The sequence below is a fragment of the Leclercia sp. GHBNCSD genome (assembly GCF_055805075.1).
On the sequence record NZ_JBQVYO010000002.1, the window covers coordinates 135,838 to 160,434 of the forward strand.

The window sequence follows — 24,597 nt, forward strand, 5'->3', positions numbered from 1 at the left end:
GGGCGAGGAACAGATCATTAATTCTGACAGGCAGGCAAAGCACTTAGGGATAAATTGGGTGCTATACAAGATGCTTATGGCGTGGTAATCCTGATAGATATTACAAAAATTCACATGCATTTGTCGGGCAGGAAAATGAAACAGTCTCTCAGGCGTTCAACCGCAGCGCTGCTGGCCTCATCGCTATTACTCACCATTGGCCGCGGCGCTACGCTGCCGTTTATGACCATCTATTTAACCCGCGTCTTCAACATGAGCGTGGAAAATATTGGTTATGCCCTGACGGTGGCCCTGACGATTGGCGTGGTCTTCAGCTTAGGGTTTGGCATTCTGGCCGACAAATTCGATAAAAACCGCTATATGCTGATCGCCATTACAGCAGTGGCGTTGGGCTTCCTGGCGATCCCGCTGGTAGATAATGCAGTCATGGTGGTGCTGGCATTCTCGCTGATCAACTGCGCCTATTCGGTCTTTTCCACGGTGCTGAAAGCCTGGTTTTCCGATGTGCTGAGCCCGGCAGAAAAGGCGCGCGTTTTCTCGCTAAACTACAGTTTTCTGAACATTGGCTGGACCATTGGACCGCCGCTGAGCACGCTGCTGGTGATGTACAGCCTGCAACTGCCGTTCTGGGTTGCCGCCTTCTGCGCTGCGCTGCCGCTGGTTTTAGTTCAGCGCTATGTGCAAAAAAGCGTGGCGGCCGACGGTGAAAACGCCCCGGTGCCGTGGCAGCCGTCAGTGCTGCTTCGTGACCGGGCACTGTTCTGGTATACCCTCTCCGGGCTGCTGGCCTCCTATGTGGGCGGCTCATTCGCCAGCTGTATCTCTCAGTACGTGCTGGCGGCCGATTACGACAGCGATTTTGCCCAAAAGGTGGTGGCCGTGGTGCTGCCGGTGAATGCCGCGCTGGTGGTCTCCCTGCAATACATCATTGGTCGCAAACTGTCGGCACGTAATATTCGCCCGCTGATGACCCTGGGTACCCTATTTTTCGTCCTGGGTCTGGCTGGGTTTATGCTCTCCGGCGAGAATCTGGTCTACTGGGGGATTGCCGCGGCGGTGTTTACCATCGGCGAAATTATATATGCGCCAGGTGAATATATGTTGATCGATAATATCGCCCCGCCGGGCATGAAAGCGAGCTACTTCTCCGCCCAGGCCCTTGGCTGGCTGGGTGCGGCGTTTAACCCGATGATCACCGGCCTAATTTTGACCCATCTCCCGCACTGGTCGCTGTTTGTGATAATGATGATCGCCATCGTGCTGGCGTGGATGATGATTTTACGCGGGATGCGGGTGAAGGCGTGGGTTGAATTACCTCGTGTAGCTTGAGAGCAGCGCCCGGCGACGCGGCGCTTGCCGGGCCAGTCTGAATAACACTGGTGCTTAATGTTCACATTTTACGCGAATACACGATGGTTCCAGCTATCTTCGTAGAGAATATTTCCATCGATGTACTTCCACAGAATCTTTTCATACCGTAATTCAATATCTTCAAGGTGCGTGCTTGTCATACCACTGGGATGCAAATTCGGCGTAATGGCACAAATTTTGACGTTTTCCATGACAATATTGAAATACTCTACCTCAATTCCAGCGTCGTTGGTTTGATACATCTTAAGCGTTGCTGTTTTTAATGTACGGCCTTCGCAAAGTGCCCGAAACAGCAATGGCGTCGTTCTATCAAACTCTTTCTGGACTTTTACAGGAGTATGAAGTCTGGTCCCACTTAGTTTACCCGTATTTGGATCCGAGGGTAACCAAACATGATGACTAACAGACCGCAGTTCAATAGAACCAAGTCGGGCAGGCATAAGACAAGGACCAACTATGGGTGAACCGTTGTCATCCGTAAGCCATAAATGTGCGGGGTTAGACATATTTTATATCCTCTCTATCATTTTTTAAATTTAAACCAGAGAAAAACGTGAAAACCAATAAGAAATAAAATGAATAATCCTGTTAACTCGATGGCAACATCAGGAAAGTGAGAGACAGCGAACATAGCAAATACAACAATTGATAAACAACATCCCCATCCCCATAGAAACAGGATAAACTCTTCTTTCAACCATTTTTTTAAGAACCGCATAATTTACCTCATTAGCCTGACGATTAAATCAACAAGCTCATCATCTGATATAATCATGGGGTTTAGATAGGGGCTACGGGTAATTAATGGCTCGATAATGAAATACATCATCTCAAGTTTACGCGTATAGAGCGCTTGATAATAAAATGCATTAAAAATCTTAAGATTATCAGCACAAAGCGCTGCTTCATGAACTAAACCATAAACGCTGAGCGAAACTGCTGTAGCTGTTACGCTTCCTTTTAGAATCAGCGATCTGGCTTGACTTAGTCGCCCGTGTACTATGGCATGAAAACTGTAGCTTTGGCAGATCGCAGTTGCTACAGAAATAGTGAGCAGCCGGTTCGTCGTGCCTGTTGTTGATAGATAAACACCAGCTTTAACAAGTTTGCGAAGGATATGTTGAATACGCCCTTCTGTTTTATTTTTAAAATGAATTTCTATATACAGTCTAATCATTTCAAAAATAACATCTCGATCTTTATATAACTGAATAAGACCAGAGATAAACCTTACATCCTCATGCTTAAGTTTCGCACATACATCCTGATAATTCTCTAAAAAGCAAGATATATAATACGATGCACGGGTTACACCACCTTCCATTTGCTTAAGAGTGGAGGTGACGTTATCCTTGACGCCTGCTACCGCCTTATCAAACTTAAGAGCAAGGATTTTATCAGCTTGCACAGAAGTAATGATTGCATCATTGAAATACATACCCCTCCCATCAGTAATTTTTTATTAGCATTACAGGATGAGATATAAGCACACATAACTTGAAGAAAGTATTAATGAATTCCGAAATATTCGTAGGCCGGGTAAGGCGCAGCCGCCACCCGGCACACATCTCGCACCGAAATTAATGGTGCAACATCTCCTCAACGACCTGCTCTTTATACATTTCGTTTGGATAGTAGGTTGGCCAGTTGTCCATCTCTTTTAATAACGCCTCGTGGGAGGTGTTGCCCATAAAGATATGGAAATGGCTGGACTGGCGCGGGCCGATAATATGGTCGCTGAACTGGACAAATTTCGGCGCCTGGCTGCTGGCGTCCTTACATTCAAACAGGTAGCGCACCCCTTTCTTACCGGAAGCGTAGGTCAGGATCTTGTAGCCGCTAGAGACATATTCGCAGCTGGCGACCTTTTTCCCGCGATGAAATTCCATCACATTATTTTCGATGCCGATGCTCTCTACGTCGGTGGCGTAACCGGTGCGGTAGTAGGCTTTTACCTGATCAAAAGTTTTACTCTTGTCTTTCTCCGCCTTCTTTTTGAATACCGGGTCGAGATCGCCGCTCAGCAGAAACGGGTAGACCGACTGCCAGACGCCATCCCAGTTTGAGAGCGGGCGATCCTTTACATCTTTATCGTCAAACACGCCGTTAGCCGCTTTTTGTTCCGCCTCGGTCATCTGATGTCCGTGGGAATGGGCATACAGCTGGCCGCTGACCAGCAGCGCCCCCAGAGTTATTGCAAACTTACCAATATGTCCTGCCAAGATAATATCCTCACTCCGTTTAAGTGAGTGAGGATGTTATAGTATAACATTGTGCAAAACAACCCTGTTAAATTGCGACCAGACCGCGGACACCCTCCTGCTCCATATTCTCCCCGCGCCCGCGCTGGATAATGCTTCCCCGGGACATGAGCAGATAACTGTCAGCCAGCTCGGCGGCAAAATCATAGAACTGTTCCACCAGCAGGATCGCCATATCTCCCCGGCTGGCGAGCTGGCGGATCACCTGGCCGATCTCCTTGATAACTGACGGCTGAATCCCCTCTGTCGGCTCATCCAGAATCAGCAGCTGCGGACGGCTGGCCAGCGCCCGGCCAATTGCCAGCTGTTGCTGCTGTCCGCCTGAAAGATCCCCGCCCCGACGCTGCTTCATCTCCTGTAATACCGGAAACAGCCGCCAGATCTCGTCGGGCACCTGCTTCGCCTCGCGAGCCGGAAAGCGCGATAAGCCGAGCAGCAGGTTCTCCTCCACCGTCAGGCGGGGAAAAATGTCCCGCCCCTGCGGCACATAGGCGACGCCCGCCTGCACCCGCTGGTGCGGTTTTGCCTGGGTGAGATTTTTTCCCTGCCAGAGGATCTCCCCGTTGCGCGCCGGGATCAGCCCCATCAGACACTTCAGCAGCGTAGTTTTACCTACACCGTTGCGCCCGAGCAGGCAGGTGACTTCGCCGGGCAGCGCCTCAAAGCTGACCCCGCGCAGGATATGGCTCCCGCCGTAATACTGATTGAGTTCATTAACCTTAAGCATCCGCGCTCCTTAGCGTCCAAGATAGACTTCAATCACCTGTTCGTTGGCCTGCACGTCGCGCAGCGACCCCTCCGCCAGCACCCGGCCCTGATGGAGCACCGTCACGTGATCGGCAATGGTTTCAACAAAACCCATGTCATGCTCCACCACCATCAGGGAGTGTTTACCCGCCAGGGTGCGGAACAGCTCGGCGGTATACTCGGTTTCGGCGTCGGTCATCCCCGCGGCCGGCTCATCGAGCAGCAGGAGATGCGGCTCCTGCACCAGCAGCATGCCGATCTCCAGAAACTGCTTCTGGCCGTGGGACAGCAGCCCCGCCCGGCGATGCCGCTCCCCGCCGAGGCGCAGCAGGCTCAGCATCTCGTTGATCCGGTCCCCCTGCTCGCTGCTCAGCCGGGCGCGCAGGCTGGCCCACACCGACTTATCCCCTTTCATCGCCAGCTCAAGGTTTTCCCATACCGTCAGGGCCTCAAACACTGTTGGCTTCTGGAATTTGCGCCCGATGCCCTGGCGGGCAATGGCTATCGGGTCGAGGGTGGTGAGATCCGTTGTCTGATCGTAAATCGCCCGCCCGCTCTGGGGCCGCGTTTTACCGGTGATAACATCCATCAGGGTGGTTTTCCCGGCGCCGTTGGGACCAATCACGCAGCGCAGCTCCCCCACGCCAATATTAAGCGACAGATCGGTAAGCGCTTTAAACCCGTCAAAGCTGACGTTGATTCCCTCCAGCTGCAACACCGGGTCGGTTTGATCGCGGTAACGATCTCCGGGAAGCTGGCGGGTAAATAACGCTTCGGCTGGCTGCATTATTTATCTCCTTTGCGTAACAGGCCCGTGACCCCGCGCGGTAAAAACAGCGTGACGGCAATAAAGATCAGCCCCAGAAACAGCTGCCAGTACTCCGGCATCACCACGGTAAAGAGGCTTTTTGCGCCGTTGACCAATGCCGCGCCAATTACCGGGCCGATCAGGGTTCCGCGTCCGCCGAGGGCCACCCAGATCGCCGCTTCGATGGAGTTGGTAGGCGACATCTCGCCGGGGTTGATAATGCCCACCTGCGGAACGTAGAGCGCCCCGGCCAGTCCGCACAGCACGGCGGACAGGGTCCAGACCAGCAGTTTGAAACCGCGGGGATCGTAGCCGCAGAAGGTGAGCCGGTTTTCCGCATCCCGCACCGCCGTCAGAATGCGACCAAACTTGCTTTTCGCCAGCGCATAGCCCACCGCCAGCGAGGCGGCCAGCAGTAGCACGGTGGCAATAAACAATCCGATACGCGTGGTGGTGGCGGTCACGGAAAAGCCCAGCAGCGTGGTAAATCCGGTAAACCCGTTGTTGCCGCCAAAGCCCGTTTCATTGCGGAAGAACAGCAACATCCCGGCGAAGGTCAGCGCCTGGGTCATGATCGAAAAGTAGACCCCCTTAATCTTCGAGCGGAAGGCAAACCAGCCGAACAGCAGCGCCAGCAGGCCCGGAACCAGCACAATCAGCACCAGCGCCCAGGCGAAATGTTGGGTGCCCCACCAGTACCAGGGCAATTCGCTCCAGGAGAGGAACGACATAAACGCCGGTAATCCGTCGCCTGCGGCCTGACGCATCAGGTACATTCCCATGGCGTAGCCGCCGAGGGCAAAAAAGAGACCGTGGCCGAGCGAGAGCATCCCGGCGTAGCCCCACACCAGATCAAGGGCCACGGCGACAACGGCGTAACAGAGAATTTTGCCTACCAGGGTCAGCATCCAGGTCGAAACGGCCAGCGGATGGCTGGCGGGCAGCAGCGCCAGAAACGGCAGCACCAGCAGTGCCGCCAGAATCACGGCGCCGAGTATCGGTACGCTGCGCGGCGCCTTGCGCGCCAGCGTTAAGGTCAGTGGCTGGCTCATCAGTCAATTACCCTCCCTTTCAGTGCAAATAACCCCTGCGGGCGCTTCTGAATAAACAGAACGATCGCCACCAGAATCACGATTTTGCCGAGCACGGCACCCATCTGCGGCTCAAGGATCTTGTTGAAAATCCCCAATCCAAAGGCGGCCGCCACGCTGCCAGCCAGTTGACCCACACCGCCGAGTACCACCACGAGGAAGGAGTCAATAATGTAGCCCTGACCCAGCTCCGGCCCGACGTTCCCCAGTTGCGACAGCGCCACGCCGCCGAGCCCGGCAATCCCGGAGCCGAGCCCAAAAGCCAGCATATCGACGCGCCCGGTGGGCACTCCGCAGCAGGCGGCCATGCTGCGGTTCTGCGTTACCGCCCGCACGTTCAGCCCCAGACGGGTTTTGTTGAGGATGAGCCAGGTGAAAAACAGCACCAGCAGTACAAAGCCCAGCACCACCAGTCGGTTCCACGGCAGGATCAGGCCGGCATAGACCTGCACGCCGCCGGAGAGCCATGCCGGGTTCGCCACTTCGAGGTTCTGGGCCCCGAAGAGCATGCGCACCAGCTGGATCAGCATCAGGCTGATACCCCAGGTGGCGAGCAGCGTCTCCAGCGGACGGCCATACAGATGACGGATCACCGTGCGCTCAAGGGCCATACCTACCGTCGCCGTCAGCATGAACGCCACCGGCAGCGCCACCAGCGGATAAAAGGTGAGCCATTGCGGGGTAAACTGCGCCATCGCCTGCTGCACCAGCCAGGTGGCGTAAGCCCCGAGCATCAGCATCTCCCCGTGCGCCATATTGATCACCCCCAGCAAGCCATAGGTGATCGCCAGCCCGAGCGCGGCCAGCAGCAGAATGGAACCCAGCGACAGCCCCATAAACGCCTGCCCCAGCAGGTCGCTTATCGTCTGACGATGCTGGATCTGGCGCAGGCTTTCCGCCGCGGCCTCGCGTACTTCACCATCCGGCTCCGTCTGGGCGTGGGTATAGGGCAGCAGGCGGGCCTGCACTTCCGGGTCGCTCGATTCTCCCAGCAGCGTCACCGCCTGCTTGCGCACCGCGGGTTGCGGGCTGGTCAGTTGCAGACTGGCGACGGCGAGGCTCAGCACCTGCCGCACCCCATCGTCCTTTTCACTTGCCAGCTGGCGTTGTAAAAACGGCAGCATCTGCGGCTGGGGATCGCGCTGAAGCTGGCGCGCCGCCGCCAGCCTTTCGGTGACACTGTCACCTGTCAGCTGATGAGTCGCGAGCGCGGTGGCGGCCAGCACCCTCAGGCGGTTGGTCAGACGCACCGCTTTAGGTAAGCCCTGCGCCTGAGCGGCATCACCGAGGGGGATTAACCCGCCCGCCTGGCGGGTAAAAGCGTGTTTGTCGTCGTCGACAACGACATTCTCTTGCTTCAACGCCCGCAGCAGCGGCAGCCTGGCCGGATCCGGCGCGGCGGCCCACTGCTCCAGCAGAACGGCCTGCTGGCTGCGGCTGGCGGCAACAAAGTTATCGGCGTCCGTTGCCTGCGCCATCCCTGGCAGCAGTCCGGCAAGCCATACGAGAGCGAAGATCGTGCGCATGACGTTCATGGCTTTACCTCTCTGATCCGGATTCAGTTGCTGGCGGTTTTAATCGGCGTATCGGGTTTTTTGTCGTTTCCGGCGATGAACGGGCTCCACGGCTGGGCGCGTACCGGCGCTTCGGTCTGCCACACCACGTTAAACTGGCCATTGCCTTCGATTTCACCGATCATCACCGGCTTATGCAGATGGTGGTTGGTGGCATCCATGGTCAGGGTGAAGCCCGACGGGGCTTTAAAGGACTGGCCCGCCATCGCCGCACGCACTTTATCCACGTCGGTGGTGCCCGCTTTTTCTACCGCCTGGGCCCACATGTGGATGCCTACGTAGGTGGCTTCCATCGGATCGTTGGTCACGACCGTATCGGCGTTTGGCAGCTTCTGCGTTTTGGCCCAGTTTTTGTACGCCGCAACGAAGGTCTGGTTGGCCGGGTTATCCACCGATTCGAAGTAGTTCCACGCCGCCAGGTTGCCCACCAGCGGTTTGGTGTCGATGCCGCGCAGCTCCTCTTCCCCCACCGAGAAGGCGACAACCGGTACCTCGGTAGCTTTTACGCCCTGGTTCGCCAGCTCTTTATAGAAAGGTACGTTGGAGTCGCCGTTGATGGTAGAGACCACCGCGGTTTTGCCTGCGGCAGAGAATTTCTTGATGCTGGCGACGATGGTCTGGTAATCGCTGTGGCCGAACGGGGTGTAGACCTCTTCGATATCTTTATCCTGGACCCCTTTAGAGTGCAGGAAGGCGCGCAGAATTTTGTTGGTGGTGCGCGGGTAGACGTAGTCGGTGCCGAGCAGGAAGAAGCGCTTCGCCGCCCCGCCGTCTTCGCTCATCAGGTACTCCACCGCCGGGATAGCCTGTTGGTTAGGCGCTGCCCCGGTGTAGAAGACGTTCGGCGACATCTCTTCCCCTTCGTACTGCACCGGGTAGAACAGCAGACCGTTCAGCTCCTCAAATACCGGCAGGACCGATTTACGCGACACCGAGGTCCAGCAGCCAAACACCGCCGCCACTTTATCCTGGCTTAACAGCTGGCGAGCCTTCTCGGCAAACAGCGGCCAGTTGGAGGCGGGGTCCACCACCACCGGCTCCAGTTTTTTACCCAGCACGCCGCCTTTGGCGTTGATTTCGTCGATGGTCATCAGCGCCACGTCCTTAAGCGGCGTTTCGGAAATCGCCATCGTTCCGGAGAGGGAGTGCATGATGCCAATTTTAATGGTGTCGGCGGCCTGCACGCTGAAACTCATCCCCATGGCCACCACAGAGGCCGACAAAGCAAAAGCTTTTAACAAGGTACGACGATGCATAATTTTCACTCCTGAAAAGAAACGCTGTGCGAAATCGTCCGTTACGGCGTGGACGCAGAAAAAGCATTCAGGATGAGACAGAGCAAAAAGGATGCCAGATCGAATAGAGAACAGAATCAGTGGGCTGGAGAGGATTTTTGAAGCAGGCGCGGATCAGAATGGCACAGCGTTGCACTTTATTAATGCAACGCTGTGAGAAGCGGTTACCAGACTTCGCTGGCGATTTGCGTGACCAGACGCACCTTGTCCCACTGCTGCGCTTCGGTCAGGGCGTTCCCCTCTTCGGTGGAGGCAAAGCCGCACTGCGGGCTGAGGCAGATCTGATCTTTCGCGACATACTTCGCCGCCTCTTCCAGACGCGCTTTCACCCCTTCCGGGTTCTCCAGCTCGCCGCTTTTGGTGGTGATCAGACCCAGCACCACCTGCTGCTTGCCCGGACGGATAAAGCGTAACGGGGCAAAGTCGCCGCTGCGATCGTTGTCATATTCGAGGAAGAAAGCATCGACGTTGACGGTACCAAACAGAATCTCGGCCACCGGCTCGTAGCCCCCTTCTGAAATCCAGGTCGAGCGGAAGTTGCCGCGGCAGACGTGCAGCCCGATGGTCAGATCGTCCGGCTTGCCCTCCAGCGCCTTGTTCAGCACACGGGCATAGGTACGCGCCAGCTGATCCGGGTCATCACCCCGCTCACGAATCTGACGGCGCTGATCGTCCGAGCAGAGGTAGGCCCAGACGGTGTCGTCCAGCTGCAGATTGCGGCAACCCGCGTCGTAGAAGGCGTGGATAGCATCGCGCCAGGTCTGCGCCAGATCGTCGAAGTAGACCTCCAGATCCGGGTAGACCGTAGCGTCGATGACTTTACGCCCACCGCGGAAATGCAGCACGCTCGGGCTTGGGATGGTCATCTTCGGCTGGGCATTACCGCTGATGCTTTGCAGATAGCGGAAGTCGTCGAGCATCGGATGGCTGCCGAAGCCCAGTTTGCCGGTGACGCGCACGCCGTGGGCTTTGGTCTGCACGCCGTTAAACTGAATGCCTTGCTCAGATTCGTAGCGCTCCACCCCCTGCAGGCCGTCGAAGAAATCAAAGTGCCACCAGGCGCGACGAAACTCGCCGTCGGTCACCACCTGCAGGCCGCAGGCGCACTGCTGTTCAACCACGTGGCGAATCGCCTCGTCTTCTACCGCACGCAGCTGCTGCGCGTTAATCTCACCGCTGGCGAACTGGATCCGCGCCTGCTTGATGGCGTCGGGACGTAAGAAGCTGCCTACCACATCGGCACGGTACGGGGCGTGTTGTCGCTGCATGATTTTCTCCTTTAACTGCCGCCAGGTAGTTGCCGACAGTGATAATTCATCTCTTGAAGTTTTAGCCTTCTGGACGGCTAAATGTCTAAAAAAGATGTCACAGTGTCGGACTGACGGCAAACGAGAAAAATTCACTGGTGTTGAAAAAAATTCATGTTGCGGCTGATAAGCAAAAAAAACCGCCAGAGACTGGCGGTAAATGCTTGCATGGATAGATTTGTATTTTGCTATCTACGGACCCGGTATTCCATACCAGGCTGCGGATCGTAAATAAGCTAGCATGGGGAAGATAAATAAAGACTAAACAACGTTGCGCTATAGCTGCGGGCTGTTTGCTCTTTTAAATTGCCAGGCGCGGGATAAAAGCCAGAGAAGGGTGCAGGCAACCACCGGCACCAGCCAGTCGAGCAGGCTGGCGACGTTCCAGACATGCCAGTCAAACCCGCCCCACCACGGCATATTGGCGCGCTTGCCGTGACCAAACAGGGCAATCCAGCGGTATTCAGCCTGAGTCTGTTCCCGGGCAACAAACCACAGCGAACCCAACGCCCCGCCCGTGCCCCACCGATTCCATTTCAGACCGCACAGACACTGGACAATAAGTGCCGCTAATGCGTGCATAAAAGGGGAAAAATCCATTACGTCTCCAGCCACTCCCGTTGTGCATTGTTTTCCAGTTTAATCTTTTACCTTTAGACAACATAGCTGTGCACGCTTTACATAAAAAACCGCCCGAAGGCGGTTATTAAATTTTTATAGCGGTCTCCTGGTGATATCAGGGTCATCCTCGACCAGCGGGTCATTCACATCAGGTGTGTCAGGAATATCATCATCAGGAAGCGGTTCATCATCAGGAAGAGGATCAACGTAATCTGGACGATCGGTCATAAAACCTCCGTCAAACTTGGTTATGAGAGTCTACTTAGACTTACCCGGTTTCTGTTTGGACTGGTCATCTTTCGGGTTCTTTTGAGACTGCTTAGATTGATCTCTGTTTGAACCTTGCTCATTGGATTTCATTTTGAACTCCTGTTGGCATATGCGGCAAATCGCCACCTTTAAAATATAAGGCATGCTTATGGTTATATCGAGCGAGGCGAGAGGATAAACAGAAGGTTCAACTGAGCTGGCAGATGCATCTTTCAGGTGAAAAAGCCGGGCATTGCGCCCGGTTCTGTTTTCAGCCTGAAAAAGCGCTTACGCACTCAACCCGCGATTCACCAGCATCGGTTCAATCTGCGGATCGTGCCCACGCCACTGGCGATAAAGTTCAGCTAAATCAGTACGATTCCCGCGGGACAAAATCGCCCTACGGAATCACAAGCATATTGCTTACCTTCAGACGTTGTCCGCGTGCTGCGTTGTGCTATGCGCTTATAGTCCCAGGTATGGGGATTTCAGATGCGAAAAAGCCCCGGCTAAATGCCGGGGCTTAAAGGGGTTGGCCTGACCTCGCGGATAATTCCAACTTACCGCCGTCCATTGGCGACGAGGCCAGTGGCGCGGGATGTTATAGATAACAGTTAATTGGAAATTAGCTCTTAGTGCTCATATTGGTGGTGGTAATGGATCACTGATTACTTTTGCCTCAACGTTGTCGCAAATATCATCGCCCTGGGTCAGATTCCAGATACGAGTAATGATTTGGCCCATTTCCTGACCTTCGGTTTCACCATGGGTATAATAGTCGCCAGCGGGTCAATATCGTGGGCTATCGCGAATCATAACGACGACTGGGTGTAAGTGGACAAAAAAACCGGGCATCGCGCCCGGTTCTGTTTCCAGCCTGAAAAAGCCCTACGCACTCAACCCGCGATTAACCAGCATCGGCTCGATCTTCGGATCGTGCCCGCGCCACGCGCGATAAAGTTCAGCTAAATCAGTGCTGTTCCCACGGGATAAAATCGCCTCGCGGAATTTTTGCCCGTTTTCGCGGGTCAGTCCACCCTCTTCCACGAACCACTGATAGCCGTCGTCGGCCAGCATTTGCGTCCAGAGATAAGCGTAATAGCCCGCCGCGTAGCCGCCGCCGAAGATATGGGCGAAGCATACTATTCAAATGGCATTTTTATTAATTGAAAACAAAGGGATAAGTTGCAATTGAAGTGTTGATTTGCACCGTTTCCGCTACCAATACAACTCCATGCTATTCAGTAGGTTGCATATCGTTTTGGGGAAGAATTTCTCACAGAAACACCATACACCCACTCATAATGCTCACATTTCACACAATTAATACCTAAAAACCGCTAGGAGACATAAAAACCATACCATTGAAACTTTGCGTAACCGCTTCCAGAAATCACACCCGCCGCTCTACAACGACACCCACCTTGGCAAAATTGCCATCAATCCGTTTGTAAGATTTGAAGGTACGCACCGCTTCGTACACTTCGTCCGCTGTGTGCCAATAGCGGACGTTGTTAAGCTCATGCAGTATGGATTAACGAAGAAAAGGCATTATATTTTGTCCTGATTGACACGGGATGAAAGCTCCTGATGGCTCTCTTTTCGCTCGCTGTAACGATCCGCAAGATAGCCGGTTTGTCCCTTAAGCAGCAGCGTGATTTTAAACAGCTCCTCGGCTACATCGACGATGCGGTCATACCATGACGAAGGTTTCATACGTCCATTTTCATCGAATTCCTGCCAGGCTTTAGCCACAGAAGACTGGTTGGGGATCGTAAACATCCGCATCCAGCGGCCCAGAATACGCATCTGGTTTACTGCATTGAAGGACTGGGAGCCGCCGCAAACCTGCATTACTGCCAGTGTTTTGCCCTGTGAAGGACGAACCGCGCCTTCACTTAAGGGTATCCAGTCGATCTGCGCCTTCATAACTGCGCTCATAGCCCCGTGCCGTTCCGGAGAACTCCACACCATCCCGTCACACCATCTGACCAGACCGCGTAGCTCTGTGACTTTAGGATTCGTGTCCGGAGCATCATCCGGCAGGGGTAAACCGGAGGGGTTAAAGAGTTTTACCTCCGCGCCCATTGCCGTCAGCAGGCGACCGGCTTCTTCCGCGGCAAAGCGGCTGTAGGAGCGCTCTCTTACTGAGCCATACAGGATCAGAATCCGTGGCGGCTCCTGCAGGTGCAGGCGTTCAGCGATGTGTTGATCAAAGCATTCGGTGTTCAGGGCAGGAAATTGTTCCATTTTTCTCCTCCAGAGAGAGTAGATGATTTCAAAGTTAACATATATGATTTATCATATGTATATTCTAAAGGGAACGGAGTGAAAAATGCTACAACCTGTTCAGCTTTTCAAAATCCTGTCGGATGAAACCCGGCTCGCCATCATCATGCTTCTCCGGGAGACCGGTGAACTGTGCGTCTGCGATATCTGCGCGGCCACCTCCGAATCGCAGCCCAAAATCTCGCGACATATGGCTATCCTTCGCGATGCTGGGCTGGTTCTTGACCGTCGTGAAGGCAAATGGATCCACTATCGTCTGTCACCCCACATACCGGCGTGGGCAGCTGAGACAATCACAACGTCCTGGCAGTGTATGCGCGAGGATGTGCGTGAATGGCTGGATAAATCAGCCTGCACCTCCTGCTGAGGCAGGAAAATACATATACATAACCATATATGATGGAGTCTGAGATGCTTCTGGCAGGGAGTATATTTTTACTGACGCTGGTACTGGTGATCTGGCAACCCAGAGGCCTGAGTATTGGCTGGAGCGCGAGTATCGGAGCTGCGCTGGCGCTGGGTACTGGAGTCATCCATATCGCTGATATTCCCGTTGTCTGGAATATCGTCTGGAACGCGACAGCGGCATTTATTGCGGTCATCATCATCAGCCTGTTGCTCGATGAGTCCGGCTTCTTTGAATGGGCCGCACTGCACGTCTCCCGCTGGGGTAACGGACGTGGCCGCCTTTTGTTTACCTGGATAGTCTTGCTCGGGGCTGCTGTTGCTGCGTTATTTGCCAATGACGGCGCCGCACTAATCCTGACGCCGATTGTAATTGCGATGCTGCTCGCACTGGGATTCAGCCAGGGCACGACACTGGCCTTTGTCATGGCCGCAGGATTTATTGCAGATACGGCCAGCCTGCCGCTCATTGTTTCTAACCTTGTGAATATCGTCTCGGCAGACTTCTTCGGTCTGGGCTTTACGCAGTACGCCTCCGTGATGATCCCCGTGGATGCGGCAGCGATTGCGGCCACACTGGTCATGCTGCATCTCTTCTTCCGCAGGGATATTCCGGCAACGTATGACGTTTCGCTGCTGAAGAAGCCTGCCAGTGCAATCAAGGATCCGGCAACCTTCAGGGCGGGCTGGATTGTCCTGTTATTGCTGCTTGTCGGTTTCTTTGTTCTGGAGCCGCTGGGGATCCCGGTCAGTGCGATAGCGGCGGCTGGCGCAGCAGTGTTGTTTGTGGTGGCGAAACGAGGCCATGCCATCAACACCGGGAAAGTCCTGCGCGGTGCGCCATGGCAGATCGTTATTTTCTCGCTGGGCATGTATCTGGTCGTCTACGGTATGCGTAACGCAGGACTAACTGAATATCTTTCTGCCGTACTCAATATGTTGGCAGACAAAGGTTTATGGGCTGCCACGTTTGGTACCGGTTTTATGACTGCGTTTCTGTCGTCTGTGATGAACAATATGCCGACGGTACTGATTGGCGCGCTCTCGATTGACGGGAGTACGGCGACCGGCGTCGTCAAAGAGGCAATGGTTTATGCCAATGTGATTGGCTGCGATTTAGGCCCGAAAATCACCCCGATTGGCAGTCTGGCAACCCTGCTGTGGCTGCATGTGCTTGCCCAGAAAAATATAAAGATTACCTGGGGATATTACTTCCGTACCGGCATTGTCATGACTGTGCCGGTGCTGTTTGTCACCTTGGCCGCGCTGGCGTGGCGGCTCTCTGTCACTTTGTAATGAGATACTGATATGAGCAACATTACCATCTATCACAACCCAGCCTGTGGCACCTCACGCAACACGCTGGAGATGATCCGTAACAGCGGCAACGAACCGACGATAATTTATTATCTCGATACGCCCCCGACCCACGATGAGTTGATTAAACTTATTTCAGATATGGGAATTACGGTACGTGCATTGCTGCGTAAGAATGTTGAGCCTTATGAACAACTGGGACTTGATGAAGAGAAATTTAGTGATGAGCAGTTGATTGATTTCATGCTTCAACATCCGATCCTGATTAATCGGCCGATTGTCGTTACGCCGCTTGGCACTCGTCTTTGCCGTCCTTCAGAAATAGTGCTGGATATTCTACCGGAAGGCCAGAAAGGAGTGTTTACCAAAGAGGATGGCGAGAAGGTCATTGACGAAACGGGGAAGCGGGTTAAGTAATCTGCCCACTTCAAAATATCGGACGCCTGTTTACGCTATGCGGGCGTCCGCTTTTCGCTCTTAGCAGACCTCGCGACGCTTCAGGTGGTCAGCTTTGTATCACAAGAAGCCTAAACCACTTGTTTAGGCCAGCGCCTTTTGCGCGACGCTGGAAGGATGGAGCGCGTAGTAAGCCGGGTTCCGCATACAGAACATAACGCACCGTGTGGCAGATTTTGTATGGGATCGAAGGATGTGAAAAAGAACCGGTTACTTCTGCATACAGGACAGAGAAATTTCATAACAGGTATGACCCTCACGGCGCTGGCTGAACTGACATCATACATAGTTTCGTTATAAATAAAGGTGCAATGATTAACATTTCTTAATGTTTTTGTAGCCAGGCTTAAAAGCACTGACTAACAAACATGACCAAATGCAATGAACCAGCAGCGCTCGCAGTTTAGGGTAGAGCCACGCGTCATCCTGAACGAGTTAATGTTGCTCCGGACCGCACCAGATATTTAATAATGCCCGGGAAAGACCGATAAGACCCGACACGATAAGCACAAACAAAACGGCTAACAAAACAACTCCCGCCATCAGAGATTCCTTCTCAAAGTTGTAAAAAATGCCTGCCGATTAAGCAGGCAAATGAAATCAGCACAAACATATAGCTTACCCTGATACAGGTGCCGGGTGTCTCCCGGTGACTCGTTATCAGTCACACGAGCCGCAAGCATATCTGCATTCAGCAGTTAACTGGATTGCCCCGCCGCACAGGGGGATTCAACTTCATTAAATTTAGATGATTTTAAACGAAGCGCTAATGCTATCTACCTAAAGTAATGGCTTATGCTGCCGATACGTTAATAACCTGCGCCCTGAACGCGGGATTGATAACAACACTTAGGGAGTTACGCCCGCTCCCGTGCGGGCTTTTTTTCTATCTTGAGTTGTTCGCAGATACGGCTGATGATAATTATGGCTGAACATCCGGCTGTTCTTCTGGGACTGTTTCAGCCATAGCAGCCGCGGCCTCCAGCTGGCGCTCATTCCAGATGCTGTCCACCGGCATCTCCACGCGGATGGAGACATACTGATCCGCTGGAATGTCGATTGGGTCACCTTCGTTAAAACCTTCCCGTTCGTTACGGGCGAACTCCGGCGCGCCCGGGTGAGTCCGATGATACGTTTTCACCAGCACTGAACCGTCCGGGTTCACTTTGTAATCCAGCCAGATCAGCGGCTGGCGATTGCGGTCTTTGGGGATATCAAACCCGCCATCGATACCACCCCACGCTGCATCAGCATTCAGCCCGAGACAGCCCGTGATGAGATAAACGCCTTCCCCCTGGCGCGTTACGGTCACGCCTTCAGATTCATAGTTCGTTTCCGAAGAGCCATCGGCATAAACTTTGACGATTGGGGATGCTGACTTTAACGTGCCATCGGCTGCTTTGGTGGTATTGGAATCGGTATATACCTTACAGATTTTCCCGTCATACGTTGGAGATGAACTGAGCAGCCGCAGGTATAACTCAGGCGGCACATCAAGGCGTGCCGGGAAGCAAAACTGAAATGCGGTTGAGGCATCAAAGGGCATGCCCAGCACTGCAGTATTGTTGTCGATGCCGCCCAGCAGCATCTTGGCGTTATAAGCCCCAAATCCTTTACGATCACCCTGGTTGATGCTCGCCAAATTACTGCTGCCCAGTCCAAAAGCACCGACCTCCATCACGTTTCCTGAGGACGTTCCGACATCCCGCTGTGCAGCTGACTTCAGCCCAGAGATGTCCGCAGCGGCCAGGCTAATAGTATCTTTTCTGTTTGCCATGTTGTGCTCCTTATGCCCATACCCGGTACGGGCTGTCAGGGAAGACCCCAAAGGCATCTAACGATGCCAGTTCCAGCGAATCGTCTGTCACGCGCAAATTGGCGTGAAATCCGGGCAGGCTGACGTATTTGATAACTTCGTTTTCTTGTCCTGGATTTAGAATTTCTCCGGGCACGGTAATAACTCCAACCACATCCAGACTGATATTCGGGTGATGTAAACCACACTGCCCCTCATCATCCATAACCCCCGCCGCGCTTAATTGCGTTCGCATTTCGTTAGCGTCAGTAAAGCGCAGAAATAAGTCTCTCATTAGCGGAGTCCTTTAATTTGATTAAGGGTTAATAGTCGGTGCCAAATACGGAAGTTGCGAATGTGATAAACAAAAGTAGTGCCTGACGGGCCTGTTGTGTTTGAAATAGCCGATGCCGATGTTGTGTTGCTAACCGGGACTTGCGTTCTAGTAGCAGTACTCCCATTAAAGAACAAGGAATATTCGTCCCCATCTATTTTATGTACGAGAACGCCTGGGGTATTAGCGATGTAAGATACAAATGCCCCCCCTCCATCCCTATATGACGTAAGTCTATTTGCCGAGCTGAGTCGGCAAATAATGTCATTGTTGCTACCAGCCACACGAACTATATCAACGTAGTTACTTGCAGAAGGCCCAAAACCTTTTACTACAACTTCAAAAGCTACAGTACGTTTAAATTTAGTTGCTAACGTTTTATATCCCACATTCTCAGGTAGCAGATTCCAGTAATCTGCCCCTCTGGTGACTGTGGATCCCTCAGTTGGAATATACGAGGTAGGGACAGGTCCAGCTTCTAATTGAGCTCCCCAAATATATAAACCGGATACGCCATCACCGGCATAACTTGCCGTTACTCCATCTTTTGCTAATTGCAGACGGAAAACGCTACTCTGAGTCGCTCCAGCGGTGAGCGACATCCAGACACGATAAAGGCCATTCCCAAGATCATCAAATCCACGGTCCAGGTAATGGGCACCGACAGCACCGCCAACGAATGCTCCTGCAACGGGATCAAAGAAAACTCCAGCAGTGGTTCCAGTTGCAACCCGTAAGTATAAAAGACGAGAATTTGTATGAGCTTTAACAAATACAGAATAACAATATATCGTCCCGGACGTTAAGACGATATTACGGTCTTGCGCATAATGTTCCGCACTAGCCGTATCCTCAACCAATAGCGCCATCGTCTTGTCGCCGCGAGGAGAATCACCGCTGTTATTTGTCGTGGTGACTCGGGAACCCGTCCCCCACTGTTCGGAGTAGGTATATAAGTTAGTGCCAACCCCTTCCATTAACAAACCTTCTCGCTCAAATCGTGGCTCGTTAATAGCGGCGGTCTGCATTACACCGCATTTGTCGATATACGTTCCGGTGGTTAACCGAGTGAAGGTCGCTGACTTTGATGCCAGATCCAGAATCTGCCCGGAAATCGTCAGCCGGTCATAAGGCGCGTACCCCGCCAACAGGCGCATGTCATCATTGAGCGGCAACCAGACGTCAGGAAAAGGAGCCTCTTCGTAAGGTACAGAGGTCAGCAACTGCGCGGCGGCCAGTGATGTTGCGGCGTTAGTTTCGCTGGTTTTGGCGTTATTTTCTGAAGTCTTCGCGTTCGTCTCAGACGTTTTGGCGTTGGTTTCTGAGGTCTTGGTGGCATTCTTCGAAGCGAGTGCGTTACCCTCAGACGTTGCCGCGTTCGTGGCGCTTTGTGCTGCTGCATTTTTTGACGCCAGAGCATTCGTTTCACTGGTTTTGGCTGCAGCGGCGCTGGTTCCTGCCGCGTTAGCTGCGGTGATAAGCTTGGACCAGCTCGGGCCGGTCTTTTTCGAACCGTCAGCCAGCGTTACTGTGACGTCACCGGTACCCGATAAAATCAGGTCCTGGTTGACGATATCAATTTGCGCCTGGCGAAATCCTTCCGTGACGGATTTCGCTAAATCGTCATCAATCGTTGCCATTCGTGATGTCCTTAAAATGAAAAACCCAGCCGGAGCCGGGTTATTGAGGTGAAGTTATGAGGATCAGGAGGAGAAAGAGCCGGTGCCGCGCGTTACCGTCATTGTCGGGGCAGTAACACCGACCGACGCATTACTGGAAGTAACGGTGATGCTGGCGTCGATACGCTGGCCGCCCATGCCGGACGCCGCATGTCGGGCGGTGAGCCATACCCCACCAATGGGGACATCGTAGTTAATCGTGCGGATGTTGCCTGCAATGACCATCTGCACGGTGGCCGTGACCGCACCTGTAATCCCCCGCACGTAGATCATCGCCTCCACAACGGCGTTTTTGCCGAGTCCGTTATTGCTGGAATCGGTGTAATACATGTTCACGGTCGCAGTTGCGATGCCGTTTGATCTGCCGGTGGCGTCGGGGAATACCCCAGTGTTGGCTACATCTCCAATGAAAGATGTCGCTTCAACCGTGCCCCTGAAGCTCCCGCTGGTCGCCTCAACTCTGCCTTTAAAACTCCCGTCAGTGGCATAGATCGTCCCGCGAACGGTCACGCCGTTGAACGTGGCATACCCGGATTTATTGATATGCCAGCCAACGTTGCCGGTCCCGTCCCAGTTACTGGACTGGATGTAATTGCCGATCTTGGCGTTATCCATAGAACCATCCTGGATGAACACCGATCGCAAAAACATCTGCCCGCCGGTCGCCGCAAACACCAGTTCCTGTCCGGTAGTCGTCGGGTTATACACCGCGAACGTGTCGGCGCTGACGAGGAAGTTAGAAGAGCCCGAGGCATCAATGCCCAACTGGATACCCGCGATACGTTTGATGCCGTTCGCTTCGACCTGGACTTTTACGCCCCACTGAGCACTCAGCTTACCATTGATATCAGCAACAGCCTGACTTGTCGTCTGGACGTTGGCGTTGGTTTGCCCAATCGATGCCGTGACCTGCTGAATGCTGGTCGCCGTGGCGCTCTCCAGATCCGTAACGGCTTTATCAATGCGCGTAATGGCGGCAGCGTTGGTCTGGCCGTTCTGCTCAACCGTGGCCTTAAGCGAGGTGACCTGCTCCGCAACGGCGCTTGTGGCGTCTGCAGAGGTCTTCCTGACGTCGGTGATCTCGGCCATCGTTTTCGTTTCGCCAACAGCGAACGTGACGCGCTGATCCGAGAACGCTGTGAAGTTGGCGAGCGCATTGGTGACGTTGCCGATAATCCCGGCGTCCCGGCTGGCCGTGTTGCCGTCCACATCAACTTTCAGACTGTCAATACGGCGGCCCAGCGCGCTGTCACTATCCGTGCGGGCCGTGGTTTCCGTGCTGATATCCGTCTTATTCTGGTCAGTCGTGGCCTTAACCGCAGCCAGCGCGGTGGTCTGCGCCTTATTGTTATCAGCAACGGCTTTGGTGACCGTAGTGATATCAGCGGTGTTTTTGCCGACGGTAACCTGCAGTCCCGAAAGCGTAGTGGCCTGAGCATCCTGCTCAGTTGTCAGCGTCGCCAGCTCCTGTGTAACGGAAGCTTGGTTAGCGTTGACGGTCGACTCCAGCTTCTTCCGCTCTGTCACCTCTGCTTCCTGCGCGGTGATGCGCGCCTGGCGTTCGGTATACAGCAGCCCCGATGCCAGTTTTGACGGGTCGTCACCGGTATAGCCGCCCCGGATCTGCGTCGCCAGTGTCTCGCGCGCCGTGGCTTCCGCCTGGTCACCTGATACGCGCGCCGCCGTTTCCTGCTGCAGCGCCGCCATCCCGGCTCCCGGCGTTGGCCGCCCGACTGCCACCCAGTCAATCAGAAAGTAGTTCGTCGCGTCCTGTTTCGTGGACAGGTCCAGTCGAATCTGGTTGATCGTCGTGTCGGCCAGCCAGGGGATATCGTCACACTCAAGTGTGGCGACGCCGTCAGAGTTATAAGCGGGCTCCGCCACGGTGAACCGGTTAGTGTCGTTGAAACCAGCCGTGTTGCGCCAGCGAATTTCCCCCACCCAGGCGGGAGTACCCACTTTCTTGATGCGCAGCTTCAGAAAGCGATAAGCAGCAGCTGTTATGCCCAGCGAGCCCGGTGATGACACCCAAGGATCAGATGCATGGTTAGCAGGACGAAGCCAGCCATCGACAATGGTCGGTGTCCCGTTCCCGGACCAGCCCTCGACTGATGTATCGAAATACCAGATTTTGGCCGGATCGAACTGCGAGCCGGTGCCAGCTGATACCTGGGCGATCTGCTGCGCCAGCGATTCGGTGCTGGTCTGAATCGTCTGGTTGACGTTGCTGATATCCGCCAGACGCTCGTTCTTCTCGGTCAGCAGCGCCTGCCCGCGCGCGGCGGCCTCGTCGGTGATGGCTTTCTTTCGGTCCGTGACTTCCTGCGCCAGACCTGCTTTCGTCGTCGCCGATTCCGTCGTAACCGTCTTGATGTCGTCATGCGCAGACTTTAGATCATCACCCAGATCCGTGATGTCCGAAACAAGGTTCTTATAGGCGTCGGTCTGTTTGATCTGGTTATCGATATCCACCAGGTAATCAGCGGCAACCGAGCTGCTGCTGCCCTGAATGAAGTCAGTCCAGGCAGACTTGTTGCCGGTGCGATCGACCAGCCGCGCCCGGTACCAGAACCCTACCCCGGCTTTCAGGCCCAACTGCTGGTATATTTGCTGGGGATACGGCACGCCAGCCAGCAGCATGGGATTCGCACCGGTTGATGCCGTGGAATACTGAATTTCTGTCTGCAGCGTATCGCCGGTGCCCGCAGGGAAATCCCAATCCAGTTGCACGCCCCAGAGCAATGGCGTAGTGCGGAAATTCACTGGCTTTGGAACATCACCCACCCGGCCTTTGAGGTGTGTCAGCGTTGACGTTGCCCACAGGCTGGACGCCCCGCCTGAGTTTATCGCCCGGACCCGCACCAGGTAATCACCTTCAAAAATGCCGGGTACCTCAATATTGCGAAGGCCTGTCTGAGGGACGTTTATCCACTCGCTGTCGTTCCGGCGCCACTGAGCCTGATAGGCGATCACATCGGCCTGAGGCTTACCTGCTTTATCCAGCGGAACATCCCAGGATGCGGTCAGCGTCGCTATGCGCTGGCCCTGGCGCACCGACTCGTAACTCGACACCACGATATTGCCGGGCTGTGATACAACCCCCGTGGGGATGAGGCTGATCGGCGGAATATCCAGCCGGGCATTGTGGTCCACAGCATCATATTTAGATGCGTTGTATTCTGCGCCGGTGATCGAATAGGTGTTCTCCTCGTCGTTAAAAGCCAGGTTCGTAACGCGGAAATACTGGAGGCGCAACTGACCGGCATCAATAACGAAGACGGCATTTGGCGCTGGCGCTGCCGTGAATGCTTTGTCCACAATCAACTGCGTACCGTTGACCGCCTGGATCACCCGGCTTTCAACAATACCGCCCAGGGTGCGGATCATCAGTGTATCGCCCGCCACTGCGCTGGTACCGCGGTCAGTTGTTACCGCTTTAAGCCCGGCGTTATAGTCCATGACGCGCCCGCCATAAACCCGCCCTGAGACGCGCTCATCAGCAAAGGCAAACACCGTGCCCGGTACATAGGCGAAGCCGTCCAGCCCGGTCTGCAATGTAATGATGCGGTCCAGCGAGTTAGAATAAACCGCCCATCCGCCACGGCGCTGCGCCTCGCTCTCCCGCGTACAGCCGATGGCCGTAAGCTGAGTCTGCTTAAATTTGAACTGCTTCACCAACTCAGGAAACATTACTGCGGTGGTGCGGTCCTGATAATGGTTATCCGGGTCGCTGAAGTTAATCAGCGCGCTCGAGAATCGCGTCTTTTCGCTGCCGCTGGAATAGGTCGGCTTGCCCACCACTGATGCGCGGGTGAGGATCTGCAGTTTCGAGGTATCTGCCGGCATATCAGAGACAACATTGAACATGTTGTTGCCCCAGAACGTCATGCCGTTGAATCCAGCAGCGATATCCTTGATCACCTGCCAGGCGTCGGCCTGCGACTGGATATAGACGTCAAACATGAAACGCGGCTCTGTGCCGGTACCGCCCTTCCCGTCCGGCACCTGCTGATCGCAGCGCTGAGCGATGCGGTAGAGTTCCCATTTATCGAGCATATCCACCGTGACCCGGCGGCCAAGGCCAAAGCGCGGCTCAGTTAGCACGTCAAACCAGATCCACGCCGGGTTATTGGTCCAGCCCCACTTGAATGTACCGTCCCATGTGCCGATGTACGTCCGCGTGTCTGGATCGTAGTTCTGCGGGATGCGGATCACCCGGCCTTTCGGCTTGCAGGATATCTTCGGGATGTTGCTGAATGCTTTAGCGTTAAACGACACATACAGCAGCGCGGTATGCGGGTAGCGCAGGCGGGCGTCGATGACCTCGGTGATGGCCTGCACCTGCGTTTTGTTCTGCAGCATCTGGCTGGCGCTGTCGGCAGTATCGCGGACCACGCGGATCTGCCAGCCAGTAGTAGCTTTAGGCAGATTAATGCGGTGCGTCAGTTCGTACAGTGAACTGAGCTTTTCCGTTACCGTTTTGGTGAGCACTGTCTGGTAAGCCCCGCCATCGACCGCAACGTCAATGTGGTATGCGACGGTCGTTCCGACGATATCGCCGTCGTTCTCCTGCAGTTGCAGACCGGTGATACCGATGCGCACCAGCACCGCATCAATCTGGGTATTGCTGATAGCGCGGGTCCAGGGAGTTGCCTTCGTCAGCGATACGCCGATGCTTGTCTCGTTCTCCACGGCGGGAAAACCGGGGATCGGCGTCTGCGTCTGCGTTCCGGGGCGAAAATCCCAGGAGACGTTCTCAAAGTTCATTGAGCCGTCGGCGTTGCCCAGCGGCGTGCCATCCAGGAAGATCCGGGTCGCATCCAGCCCACCAGCAAATTCACCTTCGCCAAGCGCCAGCAGCATGCGGCAACGCGCCATGGATTGGGCTGAATCAGGCTGTTCTACAGGCGTGTGCTGCTTCTGGCTGCCGCCCTTTGCACCAGTAATCGTTGCCATATTGCATCCATAAAAAAAGCACCCGATTGAGTGCTAATTGAA

21 protein-coding genes and 2 pseudogenes are annotated in these 24,597 nt (G+C 54.4%); 4 read left to right on the plus strand and 19 right to left on the minus strand.

The window, feature by feature from the left end:
* Nucleotides 1-135: 135 nt before the first annotated feature.
* Nucleotides 136-1,329 carry an efflux MFS transporter YdeE gene (ydeE, locus tag ACT3IC_RS20895; protein WP_214421946.1) on the plus strand — a complete coding sequence of 398 codons (1,194 nt, stop codon included), beginning with the start codon at nt 136-138 and terminating at the stop codon, nt 1,327-1,329.
* Between the two features lie 68 nt (nt 1,330-1,397).
* Here the strand turns inward: ydeE and ACT3IC_RS20900 are convergent, their stop codons facing one another.
* The 15 genes and pseudogenes from ACT3IC_RS20900 to arsH all read right to left on the minus strand — a co-directional run bounded on the left by ACT3IC_RS20900 (nt 1,398) and on the right by arsH (nt 13,574).
* Nucleotides 1,398-1,877, minus strand: a complete 480-nt coding sequence (locus ACT3IC_RS20900) for an Hcp family type VI secretion system effector (RefSeq protein ID WP_103824451.1) — start codon at nt 1,875-1,877, stop codon at nt 1,398-1,400.
* Nucleotides 1,878-1,894: 17 nt separating this feature from the next.
* Nucleotides 1,895-2,089, minus strand: coding sequence for a hypothetical protein (locus ACT3IC_RS20905; protein ID WP_214422593.1), 195 nt, complete (start codon nt 2,087-2,089; stop codon nt 1,895-1,897).
* A 3-nt stretch (nt 2,090-2,092) separates the two neighbouring features.
* Nucleotides 2,093-2,809, minus strand: a complete 717-nt coding sequence (locus ACT3IC_RS20910; protein ID WP_473479112.1) for a hypothetical protein — start codon at nt 2,807-2,809, stop codon at nt 2,093-2,095.
* 142 nt (nt 2,810-2,951) lie between these two features.
* On the minus strand, nt 2,952-3,593 hold the full coding sequence (gene zinT / locus ACT3IC_RS20915) for a metal-binding protein ZinT (protein ID WP_103179548.1): 642 nt from the start codon (nt 3,591-3,593) through the stop codon (nt 2,952-2,954).
* Between the two features lie 67 nt (nt 3,594-3,660).
* Nucleotides 3,661-4,359, minus strand: a complete 699-nt coding sequence (gene urtE / locus ACT3IC_RS20920; protein ID WP_103179547.1) for an urea ABC transporter ATP-binding subunit UrtE — start codon at nt 4,357-4,359, stop codon at nt 3,661-3,663.
* 9 nt (nt 4,360-4,368) lie between these two features.
* Nucleotides 4,369-5,166, minus strand: a complete 798-nt coding sequence (gene urtD / locus ACT3IC_RS20925) for an urea ABC transporter ATP-binding protein UrtD (protein ID WP_103179546.1) — start codon at nt 5,164-5,166, stop codon at nt 4,369-4,371.
* Nucleotides 5,166-6,239 (minus strand): urea ABC transporter permease subunit UrtC, encoded by a 1,074-nt coding sequence (gene urtC / locus ACT3IC_RS20930; RefSeq protein WP_103179545.1) that lies wholly within the window; start codon nt 6,237-6,239, stop codon nt 5,166-5,168. The genes urtD and urtC overlap by 1 nt, the downstream gene beginning before the upstream one ends.
* On the minus strand, nt 6,239-7,813 hold the full coding sequence (urtB, locus tag ACT3IC_RS20935) for an urea ABC transporter permease subunit UrtB (protein WP_103179544.1): 1,575 nt from the start codon (nt 7,811-7,813) through the stop codon (nt 6,239-6,241). The genes urtC and urtB overlap by 1 nt, the downstream gene beginning before the upstream one ends.
* 23 nt (nt 7,814-7,836) lie before the next feature.
* Nucleotides 7,837-9,108 (minus strand): urea ABC transporter substrate-binding protein, encoded by a 1,272-nt coding sequence (gene urtA / locus ACT3IC_RS20940; RefSeq protein WP_103824459.1) that lies wholly within the window; start codon nt 9,106-9,108, stop codon nt 7,837-7,839.
* A 203-nt stretch (nt 9,109-9,311) separates the two neighbouring features.
* Nucleotides 9,312-10,415: a cobalamin-independent methionine synthase II family protein gene (locus ACT3IC_RS20945; protein WP_103179542.1), complete on the minus strand. Its 1,104-nt coding sequence runs from the start codon at nt 10,413-10,415 to the stop codon at nt 9,312-9,314.
* A gap of 315 nt (nt 10,416-10,730) precedes the next feature.
* Nucleotides 10,731-11,054, minus strand: a complete 324-nt coding sequence (locus ACT3IC_RS20950; RefSeq protein ID WP_473479116.1) for a hypothetical protein — start codon at nt 11,052-11,054, stop codon at nt 10,731-10,733.
* Between the two features lie 114 nt (nt 11,055-11,168).
* Complete coding sequence (locus tag ACT3IC_RS20955; RefSeq protein ID WP_231736623.1) at nt 11,169-11,303, minus strand: hypothetical protein; 135 nt, start codon at nt 11,301-11,303, stop codon at nt 11,169-11,171.
* 309 nt (nt 11,304-11,612) lie between these two features.
* Nucleotides 11,613-11,732 (minus strand): annotated as a pseudogene (locus tag ACT3IC_RS20960) (hypothetical protein); the annotation flags it as partial.
* A gap of 480 nt (nt 11,733-12,212) precedes the next feature.
* Nucleotides 12,213-12,461 (minus strand): annotated as a pseudogene (locus ACT3IC_RS20965) (M3 family metallopeptidase); the annotation flags it as partial.
* A gap of 414 nt (nt 12,462-12,875) precedes the next feature.
* Entirely contained in the window at nt 12,876-13,574 is a 699-nt protein-coding gene (arsH, locus tag ACT3IC_RS20970) for an arsenical resistance protein ArsH (RefSeq protein ID WP_250589314.1), read from the minus strand.
* An 85-nt stretch (nt 13,575-13,659) separates the two neighbouring features.
* Between arsH and ACT3IC_RS20975 the strand changes: the two genes are divergently transcribed.
* The 3 genes from ACT3IC_RS20975 to arsC are packed head-to-tail and all read left to right on the plus strand — an operon-like array spanning nt 13,660 to nt 15,752.
* Nucleotides 13,660-13,980, plus strand: coding sequence for a transcriptional regulator (locus ACT3IC_RS20975; RefSeq protein ID WP_250589313.1), 321 nt, complete (start codon nt 13,660-13,662; stop codon nt 13,978-13,980).
* Nucleotides 13,981-14,024: 44 nt separating this feature from the next.
* The gene (locus ACT3IC_RS20980; RefSeq protein ID WP_250589312.1) at nt 14,025-15,314 is read left to right on the plus strand and encodes an arsenic transporter; all 1,290 of its coding nucleotides are present in this window, start codon (nt 14,025-14,027) and stop codon (nt 15,312-15,314) included.
* A 12-nt stretch (nt 15,315-15,326) separates the two neighbouring features.
* Nucleotides 15,327-15,752: a glutaredoxin-dependent arsenate reductase gene (gene arsC, locus ACT3IC_RS20985; RefSeq protein ID WP_250589311.1), complete on the plus strand. Its 426-nt coding sequence runs from the start codon at nt 15,327-15,329 to the stop codon at nt 15,750-15,752.
* A gap of 961 nt (nt 15,753-16,713) precedes the next feature.
* On the opposite strand, the gene ACT3IC_RS20990 is transcribed toward arsC, so the two are convergent.
* The 4 genes from ACT3IC_RS20990 to gpJ all read right to left on the minus strand — a co-directional run bounded on the left by ACT3IC_RS20990 (nt 16,714) and on the right by gpJ (nt 24,555).
* Nucleotides 16,714-17,568 (minus strand): phage tail fiber protein, encoded by an 855-nt coding sequence (locus tag ACT3IC_RS20990; RefSeq protein WP_414672017.1) that lies wholly within the window; start codon nt 17,566-17,568, stop codon nt 16,714-16,716.
* A 10-nt stretch (nt 17,569-17,578) separates the two neighbouring features.
* Complete coding sequence (locus ACT3IC_RS20995; RefSeq protein ID WP_290503214.1) at nt 17,579-17,881, minus strand: hypothetical protein; 303 nt, start codon at nt 17,879-17,881, stop codon at nt 17,579-17,581.
* On the minus strand, nt 17,881-19,560 hold the full coding sequence (locus tag ACT3IC_RS21000; RefSeq protein WP_473479120.1) for a phage head spike fiber domain-containing protein: 1,680 nt from the start codon (nt 19,558-19,560) through the stop codon (nt 17,881-17,883). Before ACT3IC_RS21000 ends, ACT3IC_RS20995 begins: the two co-directional genes overlap by 1 nt.
* 63 nt (nt 19,561-19,623) lie before the next feature.
* Complete coding sequence (gene gpJ / locus ACT3IC_RS21005; RefSeq protein ID WP_250589308.1) at nt 19,624-24,555, minus strand: TipJ family phage tail tip protein; 4,932 nt, start codon at nt 24,553-24,555, stop codon at nt 19,624-19,626.
* Nucleotides 24,556-24,597: the final 42 nt, after the last annotated feature.

Excerpts from the sequence above, each read along its gene's own strand:
- arsH (WP_250589314.1), bottom strand. The coding sequence starts at position 13,574 with ATGGAACAATTTCCTGCCCTGAACACCGAATGCTTTGATCAACACATC.
- ACT3IC_RS21000 (WP_473479120.1), bottom strand. The coding sequence starts at position 19,560 with ATGGCAACGATTGATGACGATTTAGCGAAATCCGTCACGGAAGGATTT.
- arsC (WP_250589311.1), top strand. The coding sequence starts at position 15,327 with ATGAGCAACATTACCATCTATCACAACCCAGCCTGTGGCACCTCACGC.
- urtB (WP_103179544.1), bottom strand. The coding sequence starts at position 7,813 with ATGAACGTCATGCGCACGATCTTCGCTCTCGTATGGCTTGCCGGACTG.
- ACT3IC_RS20980 (WP_250589312.1), top strand. The coding sequence starts at position 14,025 with ATGCTTCTGGCAGGGAGTATATTTTTACTGACGCTGGTACTGGTGATC.
- urtD (WP_103179546.1), bottom strand. The coding sequence starts at position 5,166 with ATGCAGCCAGCCGAAGCGTTATTTACCCGCCAGCTTCCCGGAGATCGT.
- ACT3IC_RS20900 (WP_103824451.1), bottom strand. The coding sequence starts at position 1,877 with ATGTCTAACCCCGCACATTTATGGCTTACGGATGACAACGGTTCACCC.
- ACT3IC_RS20995 (WP_290503214.1), bottom strand. The coding sequence starts at position 17,881 with ATGAGAGACTTATTTCTGCGCTTTACTGACGCTAACGAAATGCGAACG.
- urtC (WP_103179545.1), bottom strand. The coding sequence starts at position 6,239 with ATGAGCCAGCCACTGACCTTAACGCTGGCGCGCAAGGCGCCGCGCAGC.
- ydeE (WP_214421946.1), top strand. The coding sequence starts at position 136 with ATGAAACAGTCTCTCAGGCGTTCAACCGCAGCGCTGCTGGCCTCATCG.
- ACT3IC_RS20910 (WP_473479112.1), bottom strand. The coding sequence starts at position 2,809 with ATGTATTTCAATGATGCAATCATTACTTCTGTGCAAGCTGATAAAATC.
- ACT3IC_RS20950 (WP_473479116.1), bottom strand. The coding sequence starts at position 11,054 with ATGGATTTTTCCCCTTTTATGCACGCATTAGCGGCACTTATTGTCCAG.
- ACT3IC_RS20945 (WP_103179542.1), bottom strand. The coding sequence starts at position 10,415 with ATGCAGCGACAACACGCCCCGTACCGTGCCGATGTGGTAGGCAGCTTC.
- urtA (WP_103824459.1), bottom strand. The coding sequence starts at position 9,108 with ATGCATCGTCGTACCTTGTTAAAAGCTTTTGCTTTGTCGGCCTCTGTG.
- ACT3IC_RS20990 (WP_414672017.1), bottom strand. The coding sequence starts at position 17,568 with ATGGCAAACAGAAAAGATACTATTAGCCTGGCCGCTGCGGACATCTCT.
- ACT3IC_RS20905 (WP_214422593.1), bottom strand. The coding sequence starts at position 2,089 with ATGCGGTTCTTAAAAAAATGGTTGAAAGAAGAGTTTATCCTGTTTCTA.
- urtE (WP_103179547.1), bottom strand. The coding sequence starts at position 4,359 with ATGCTTAAGGTTAATGAACTCAATCAGTATTACGGCGGGAGCCATATC.
- ACT3IC_RS20955 (WP_231736623.1), bottom strand. The coding sequence starts at position 11,303 with ATGACCGATCGTCCAGATTACGTTGATCCTCTTCCTGATGATGAACCG.
- ACT3IC_RS20975 (WP_250589313.1), top strand. The coding sequence starts at position 13,660 with ATGCTACAACCTGTTCAGCTTTTCAAAATCCTGTCGGATGAAACCCGG.
- gpJ (WP_250589308.1), bottom strand. The coding sequence starts at position 24,555 with ATGGCAACGATTACTGGTGCAAAGGGCGGCAGCCAGAAGCAGCACACG.